This window comes from Niallia taxi, assembly GCF_004005475.1.
GTDB lineage: Bacteria > Bacillota > Bacilli > Bacillales > Cytobacillaceae > Niallia > Niallia taxi.
Window position 1 is genome coordinate 1 of the sequence record NZ_RZTZ01000059.1, and the last position, 789, is coordinate 789.

The 789-nt window shown below is 46.4% G+C and carries 6 tRNA genes; all 6 read right to left on the reverse strand.

Features of this window, described 5'->3' with window-relative positions:
• Positions 1-199: 199 nt before the first annotated feature.
• Positions 200-275 (reverse strand) — tRNA-Ala (locus EM808_RS28400).
• Positions 276-293: 18 nt separating this feature from the next.
• Positions 294-370 (reverse strand) — tRNA-Pro (locus EM808_RS28405).
• Positions 371-376: 6 nt separating this feature from the next.
• A tRNA-Arg gene (locus tag EM808_RS28410) sits at positions 377-453 on the reverse strand.
• Positions 454-475: 22 nt separating this feature from the next.
• Positions 476-564 (reverse strand) — tRNA-Leu (locus EM808_RS28415).
• 14 nt (positions 565-578) lie between these two features.
• Positions 579-653 (reverse strand) — tRNA-Gly (locus EM808_RS28420).
• A 17-nt stretch (positions 654-670) separates the two neighbouring features.
• A tRNA-Leu gene (locus EM808_RS28425) sits at positions 671-755 on the reverse strand.
• Between the last annotated feature and the right edge of the window lie 34 nt (positions 756-789).

Here is a 789-nt window from a genome sequence, read left to right on the forward strand (position 1 = left end):
CTCTCCGATAAAGAGTAAGATTAGCTCATTGCTAAACTCTAGCTTTTGTTACTTGTTTTTGTTTCTATAACGAAGTTATAAAAACGATTATTGTTGACGTTTGTTTGTTCAGTTTTCAAAGAGCAATATTTAGTTGCTATCAAAAGCAACTTTTATATCATAATAAAATATGAATATATTGTCAATACCAATAAAAAAATGGTGGAGCCTAGCGGGATCGAACCGCTGACCTCCTGCGTGCAAGGCAGGCGCTCTCCCAGCTGAGCTAAGGCCCCAATTTTAAAAAGTATTAATGGTCGGGAAGACAGGATTCGAACCTGCGACCCCTTGGTCCCAAACCAAGTGCTCTACCAAGCTGAGCTACTTCCCGTATATTTGGCGCGCCCGAAAGGAGTCGAACCCATAACCTTCTGATCCGTAGTCAGACGCTCTATCCAATTGAGCTACGGGCGCTAAATATTTTTTTAAAAAACAATGGTGCCGAGGACCGGAATCGAACCGGTACGGTAGTCACCTACCGCAGGATTTTAAGTCCTGTGCGTCTGCCAGTTCCGCCACCCCGGCATTGTTTTTATAAATGGAGCGGAAGACGGGGTTCGAACCCGCGACCCCCACCTTGGCAAGGTGATGTTCTACCACTGAACTACTTCCGCTCGAATATTAAATTAAATGGTGCGGGTGAAGGGAGTCGAACCCCCACGCCTTGCGGCGCTAGATCCTAAGTCTAGTGCGTCTGCCAATTCCGCCACACCCGCATTATGGTGAGTCATGCAGGATTCGAACCTGCGA